The sequence below is a fragment of the Variovorax sp. WDL1 genome, assembly GCF_001541225.1.
Taxonomy (GTDB): Bacteria; Pseudomonadota; Gammaproteobacteria; order Burkholderiales; family Burkholderiaceae_C; genus Variovorax.
In genome coordinates this window covers 24,992-31,353 of sequence record NZ_LMTS01000176.1, presented here as the reverse complement: position 1 = coordinate 31,353, position 6,362 = coordinate 24,992, and the positions used below count along the sequence as shown (strand labels likewise).

Below are 6,362 nucleotides of genomic sequence, written 5' to 3'. Positions count from 1 at the left end.
GACCTGCCAGGTGCCGGCGTGGTAGCTCATGGTCTGGTCGGGGCGCTGGTGCAGCGTCGGAATGCCGCTGTTGTCGACCGGTGCCGGGTTGCCGTAGCGGTAAGCGATGCCAGCGTCCTTGGCGAACTGGGCAGCAGTCGCCTTGTAGGCTTCGGCAGCGATAGCGCCGGAAGTGTCGACAACTTCGTTCGGGACCGGGGTTGTACTGGTCGGAGCCTGGGTGCTCGGCGTCCCGGTGCTTCCGGTCCCGGTACTCGTGTCCGTCGTGCCTGTGCCCGTTTCGGTGCCCGTCGCCGTCGCGCCGAGGGCGGCGAATCCACCGCCACCGCCGCCGCCGCCACCTCCTCCGCACCCCGCGATGAGAGCGCTCGTGACCACGGTCAGCAGAAGCGCGCCTTTATATGAAATATTCAACAAAAATACCTCCAGTTTGACAAGATAGTCATTTGTACGTGGGCGTCCTCCTACAGGGCAACTCTTCTTGCAAATGTTTTCGTGATGTGTTTTCACTCTCCAAGAGAGTGGTTACAAAGGTATTGCATAGTCACGTCATGACCGCAAATCATCAAACCTCCCGGCGAAAAGAACTTTCTTCTTATTTGGGACCGGATGCGGTTGCCATCATCCCGACAGCGCCCGAGCGACCGCGCAACCGGGACACGGACTTCCTGTTCCGGCACGACAGCTATTTCTATTACCTGACGGGCTTCGGCGAGCCCAACGCCTGCCTGGTCCTCACAAGCGAAGGGCATGCCACCTTGTTCTGCGCACCCAAGGACCTGGAGCGGGAGATCTGGGACGGCTACCGCCTCGGTCCGGACGCAGCACCGGCGGCGCTGGGCATCGAACACGCCTTCTCCATCGAGGAACTCGACAGCCGCATGCCGAAGCTGCTGGAGAACAAGAAGACCGTCTGGTACCCCTTCGCGACGCACAAGGGACTGGAGTCGCGCGTCGACGGCTGGCTTTCGGCGGTACGCGCCAGGGTGCGCTACGGCGCGCTGTGCCCGGAGGAACAGCGCGACCTCTGCGGGCCGATGGACGAGATGCGGCTGGTCAAGGACGCCCGGGAACAGGACACGATGCGCCGTGCGGCACAGATCAGCGCCCGCGCTCATATCCGCGCGATGCAGCTGTCGGCGCGCATGCTGCGGGAGGGCCGCGACGTGCGCGAGTACCACCTCGATGCGGAGCTGCTGCACGAGTTCCGCGTCGGCGGCTCGCAGTACCCCGCCTACAACTCGATCGTGGCGGCCGGCGCCAATGCCTGCGTGCTGCACTACCGCGCCGACGTGGCCCCGGTGCGCGACGGCGACCTGGTGCTGATTGACGCCGGCTGCGAGCTGGACGGCTACGCGAGCGACATCACCCGCACCTTCCCGGCCAACGGCATCTTCACCGGCCCCCAGCGTGCCCTGTACGAGCTGGTACTGGCCAGTCAAGATGCGGCAGTGGCTGCGACGAAAGCAGGCGCTCGCTTCAACGATCCTCATGAGGCCACCGTGAGGGTGCTGTCGCAGGGGATGCTGGACCTGGGGCTGCTCGACACCAACAAGGTGGGCAGCGTGGACGACGTGATCGAGAAGCGCGCCTACTTCGCCTTCTACATGCACCGCACCGGCCATTGGCTGGGCATGGACGTGCACGACTGCGGCAGCTATGTGGAGCCCACGCAGGCGGGGGAGGTCAGCGAGCGCAGGGACCCGCTGTCCAACGAGCTGATCAAGAACCGCCCCAGTCGCATCCTGAAGCCGGGCATGGTGCTCACCATCGAGCCGGGCATCTACGTGCGGCCGGGCGAAGGCGTGCCGGAGCAGTTCCACAACATCGGCATCCGCATCGAAGACGACGCGATCGTGACCGAAACAGGCTGCGAGCTGATCTCGCGCGGCGTGCCGGTCAAGCCGGACGAGATCGAGGCGCTGATGCGGCCCTAGACTAGGCCGCCTCCGCCAGGCCCAACACCCTGCGTGCCCAGGCAGGCAGCCACGGCCCGTGGGGCCGGACCTGCCCACCGACGACCGAGGCCACCAGGTGGGGCCCTCCGGTCTCGGTGTCCGCGGCGTCGAACAGCATGGCGAGTTGCACCTCGTGCACGGCCAGGCGGAGATTCTCGAGGGTACGCGGATAGCGCGCCAGGATCTTGTTCACGGGCACGTCGTGGCCGCCCTCGTGCACGCGCTGCTGAACCCGCTCCAACAGGCGGCGCGGGTCGTCCAGGCACACCGCATAGAGCGCGACGTCGAATCCCAGCGCTCGCGCCTCGGCGATGAGCTGCAGCTTGGACGGATGCGAGAAGACGGTTTCGCTGACGAAGGCCTGCCCGGCCTCCAGGTGGGTCTTGCGCTGAACGTCGGCCCAGGCTCGCGCCGCCTCGGAGCGGCGGACGGCATGGCGGATGTGGCCGAGCTGTTCACGCTCGTACAGGTCGGCATTGACGAAGGGCAGCTTCGGGTAGCGCGGCTGGATCAGGTACCGGTACAGCGTCGACTTGCCGGCACCGTTCGGGCCGGCGATCAGATGGAGAACGGGCATCAGGCCGCGCGGCGGCTGCGCGGACGGGTCTGCGCCTTGGCGCGGTTCTCGGCCACCGCGGCCTTGGCACGCTCGGCCAGCGCGCCGGACTGGGCGAGGGCCAGCACGTGGCCGTGCAGGGCGTCGAGCTCGGGCGACAGCGCCGGCGCAGCCTCGGCGACAGCGTAACGTGCCCCTCCCTCGCGCGCAATCAACGCCTGGCTGTCCTGGGTAGAAAGCCCGGTCTGCTCCAGCGCGCGGCCGAGGGTGGCCCAATATTCGATCTGGCTGGCCACCGAGCGGCGCATGGGCTGGGCCGCATCGCGCGCCTTGTCGACCAGCGCGGCTGGCAGCTTGACGGAAGCAAACGGGGTTGGCGTGGGCATGTGTGTCGCTCCTGAATGGCGCATTTTGCGCCATTGTGCGAGCCCGCGCAATTCAACGGTTGGCCGGTGGGGCTTGCTCTGCGGCGAGGTGCCCGCGCACGAAGGCTTCCTCGAAGATGGAATAACCCGACCAGTCGCTGTGCGCAAAGGCGAGGCGGCCGGCGACGATGCGCTCGCGCGCGCCGAGCCGGGCGAGCAGGCCGGGCGCGGGGATGGCCATGGCGTGGCCGTAGCGCATGATCTCGATGCGGGTGGCGAGCGCGGCAAGATCGGGATGAGCCAGCGACAGTTCGGCGAGCAGTTCGTCGCGCCAGCCGCTCCAGGGCCGATCCAGCAGCAGGCGCCGGCCGTCGGGGCCGTCGTAGGCGCTCGGGCCGAGCGGCCGGTACCAGCTCAGCACGGTGGCGCCCGGCGTCGGATCCAGCGCCTGGTGGCGCGCGTCGACATAGCCGAGCCCACGCGTGCCGTAGACCACGTTGTCCCAACTCGGCGCCGCGCCCGGCCGGTCGGCCAACGGCTCGCGCAGGTGCATGTTGGCCACGAGCCACGGGGCATAGCGCAACGCGGCCGCGGCGTCGCGCAAGAGCGCGGGCGGGTTCTCCACCACGCGGGCGGCGATGAAGGCCGGCAGCGCGACGATGCAGCGCTCCGCATGCCAGCGAAGCCGAGCTCCGGTGGCGACATCGAAGGCCTCGACCTCGACGCCCGATCGGATCTCGGCGATGCGCAGGACTCCATGGCCGGTCTTGAGGCGATCACCCAGCGGTGCGGCCAGCCGTCGGACGAGCCAGCCATTGCCCTCGGGCCAGGTCAGCACCGCGTCGCGCTCGACGTCGTCATCGCCCGGCGCATGGAAGCCGTGCCGGCTGGCGAAATAGTGGAGGCCGGCCCAGGCCGAGACATGGGCGCTGCCGGCGCCGTAGTCGTCGCGGCAGCAATAGTCCAGGTACCAGCGCAGCTGCGGGTCGTCGAGGCCTTGGCGTTCGAGCCATGCCGCGAAGGGCAGGGCGTCCAGTTCCAGCAGGCGCTGCGCGAGCGGCACGCGAAGCGTCGGAATGGCAAAGCGCGCTTCGCGCCGCAGGGCTTCCACGCGCCGCGAGAACAGGCGGTACTGCGCCAGGGTGCGCTCGTGCACGCCCTGCACGGGCAGCAGGCCGTCCTGCCAGGCGCCCTGGAAGAAAAGCCGCTCCTGGGGGCTGTGGCAGAGGTGGCGTTCTTCGTACTCCCAGCGGCCTGCAACGCGCCGGCGCAGGCCGAGTTCCTCGAGCAGGTCCTGCACCTCGTGCGCCTCGTCGCCCGGCAGCGGCAAGTAATGGGCGCCGAGGGGGCAGGCAATGCCGCCCACCTGACCGCCGCGGCTGTTGCCGCCGGCCTGATCCTCGAGCTCGAGCAGCACGAAATCCTCGATGCCGGCCAAGCGCAGGGCGCGCGCGGCCGCCAGTCCCGCCACGCCGCCGCCGGCGATGAGGACGCGCGTGCGGCGCGTAACCGAGGGCGCCTCGCTGCGGCGCCACGCGTCGTCGCGCAGCGCGTGGCCGCGCGCGACATCGATGCCGGTGAAGCCGCCCTCGATCTCGTGCCGCGCGCCGCAACCGCCCAGCGCCAGGGCGCCGGCGGCACCGAAGAATGCGCGACGCTTCATCCGCCGTGGCCGACGACCTTGCCCCACTCCTGCTCGTAGGTCGTGACCAGGTTCTGGTTGGACAGCCGGTTCACATCCGCCGGCACGCGCGCCATGTCGCGTGGGAATTCGAACAGCTGGGGCAGCCCCGGCATGGTCAGGAAGCGCAGCCCCTCGGGCAGGGCCTCGGGCAGCCGGTACGGCCTGTGGCCCGCCACCACGAAGCCCCATTCGCCGAAGCTGGGCACGTGCGCGTGGTAGGGCGTCGCCACCAGGCCCACCGACTCGACGGTGGCGACAACGGTCCAGAAGCTCTTGCGGGCGACAAGTGGCGAGGTGGTCTGGATCACGGCATAGCCGCTGGCGGCGAGCCGCCTGTCGAGCAAGGCGTAGAAGGAATTCGTGTACAGCTTGCCGATCGCGAAGTTGGTGGGATCGGGAAAGTCGACCACGATCACGTCGAACATATCGCCGGTCTGCTGCAGCCACTGGAAGGCGTCGGTGTTGACAACCCGGACCTTCGGCGAGTTGAGCGCACCGCCGTTGAGAGCGGCCAGCGTCTCGTGCTCGCCGAACAGCCGCGTCATGTTCGGATCGAGCTCGACCAGCGTGATGCTCTCCACCGAGGGGTACTTGAGGATCTCGCGTGCCGCCATGCCGTCGCCCCCGCCGAGCACGGCCACCTTCTTCGGTGCACCGTGCGCAGCCATGGCCGGATGCACCAGGGCTTCGTGGTAGCGGTACTCGTCGCGCTCGGCGAACTGCAGGTTGCCGTTGAGGAAGAGCCGGTGCCCGGCGCCGCCACGCGTGACGACGATGCGCTGGTAGGGCGAGCTCTCGCTGAAGACGATGCGGTCTTGATAGAACTTGTCTTCCGCCAGCGTCGTGATGTGCCCCGCGAAGACGAAGGCGGCAGCCAGCGCGACCAGTGCCAGCGCGCAGGCCAGCGCATGCGCGCCCAGGCGGCGCAACTCGTGCCTGAAGAGCCACAGCGCCCACAGCGCCACCGCCGCATTCATGAGCCCGAAGAGCAGTCCGGTGCGGATCATGCCCAGCTGGGGCACGAGCAGCAGCGGGAAGGCGACCGACACCGCCAGCGCGCCGAGGTAGTCGAAGGTCAGCACCTGCGAGACCAGGTCCTTGAGCATCACGTTGCGGCGCAGGATGCGCATCACCAACGGGATCTCGAGCCCGACCAGCGTGCCGACCACCAACACCAGCCCGTAGAGCAGCAGGCGGAAGGCGCCGGGAATATAGGCGTTGGCAATGAACAGCAGCGCCGGCAGCGCGCCGCCGATCACGGCCACCATCAGCTCGATGCGCAGGAAGTGAGCCGGCAGCTGGCGCTCGAAATAGCGCGAGAGCCAGGAACCCACGCCCATCGCGAACAGGTAGGTGCCGATGATGGTGCTGAACTGCAGCACCGAGTCGCCGAGCAGGTACGAGCTGAGCGCCGCGGCGCTCAGCTCGTAGACCAGCCCGCAGGCCGCGACCACGAACACGCTGGCCAGCAGCGCGATCTCGACCGGCTGCGGGCCGCGCGCCTCCGTTGCGGGAGCCGGGTCCGAGGCTGCCACGCTCATCGACCGCCGCGAGGAATCAATGGATCGCGGCGGCGACGATGATGCTGATGCCCAGGCTCATCGCAGCCACCACGACGCCGAGTGCAACGTTCTGCTTCTCGACGATCTCCTGCCACAGGTCGTACGGCGTGAGCTTGTCGATGAGCAGGAAGGTGATCCAGAACATCAGCACGCCGATGAGCGCGTAGAGGATCGAGCCCAGGAAGGCCGCGGGCCTTAGCCATTCAATTCCCAACATGAGGACCTCCGGAAAAAAAC

General features: G+C 68.3%; 7 protein-coding genes. 1 reads left to right on the top strand and 6 read right to left on the bottom strand.

What is annotated here, in order from left to right:
• Positions 1 to 414: hypothetical protein (locus tag APY03_RS24910; protein ID WP_198161293.1), on the bottom strand; the 414-nt coding region annotated here is incomplete at its 3' end.
• Between the two features lie 137 nt (positions 415 to 551).
• Between APY03_RS24910 and APY03_RS24905 the strand changes: the two genes are divergently transcribed.
• Positions 552 to 1,937: an aminopeptidase P N-terminal domain-containing protein gene (locus APY03_RS24905; RefSeq protein WP_068681120.1), complete on the top strand. Its 1,386-nt coding sequence runs from the start codon at positions 552 to 554 to the stop codon at positions 1,935 to 1,937.
• 1 nt (position 1,938) lies between these two features.
• On the opposite strand, the gene APY03_RS24900 is transcribed toward APY03_RS24905, so the two are convergent.
• Genes APY03_RS24900 through APY03_RS24880 form a run of 5 tightly spaced genes read right to left on the bottom strand, consistent with a single transcriptional unit; the run spans position 1,939 to position 6,342 of the window.
• Positions 1,939 to 2,535: a zeta toxin family protein gene (locus APY03_RS24900; protein WP_068681118.1), complete on the bottom strand. Its 597-nt coding sequence runs from the start codon at positions 2,533 to 2,535 to the stop codon at positions 1,939 to 1,941.
• Positions 2,535 to 2,900 (bottom strand): TA system antitoxin ParD family protein, encoded by a 366-nt coding sequence (locus APY03_RS24895; protein WP_068681117.1) that lies wholly within the window; start codon positions 2,898 to 2,900, stop codon positions 2,535 to 2,537. Before APY03_RS24895 ends, APY03_RS24900 begins: the two co-directional genes overlap by 1 nt.
• A 52-nt stretch (positions 2,901 to 2,952) precedes the next feature.
• Positions 2,953 to 4,542 (bottom strand): FAD-dependent oxidoreductase, encoded by a 1,590-nt coding sequence (locus tag APY03_RS24890; RefSeq protein WP_068681115.1) that lies wholly within the window; start codon positions 4,540 to 4,542, stop codon positions 2,953 to 2,955.
• On the bottom strand, positions 4,539 to 6,104 hold the full coding sequence (locus APY03_RS24885; protein ID WP_068681113.1) for a polyamine aminopropyltransferase: 1,566 nt from the start codon (positions 6,102 to 6,104) through the stop codon (positions 4,539 to 4,541). Before APY03_RS24885 ends, APY03_RS24890 begins: the two co-directional genes overlap by 4 nt.
• A 16-nt stretch (positions 6,105 to 6,120) precedes the next feature.
• A complete protein-coding gene (locus APY03_RS24880) occupies positions 6,121 to 6,342 on the bottom strand; it encodes a DUF350 domain-containing protein (protein WP_068681111.1) in 222 nt (73 codons plus the stop codon).
• Between the last annotated feature and the right edge of the window lie 20 nt (positions 6,343 to 6,362).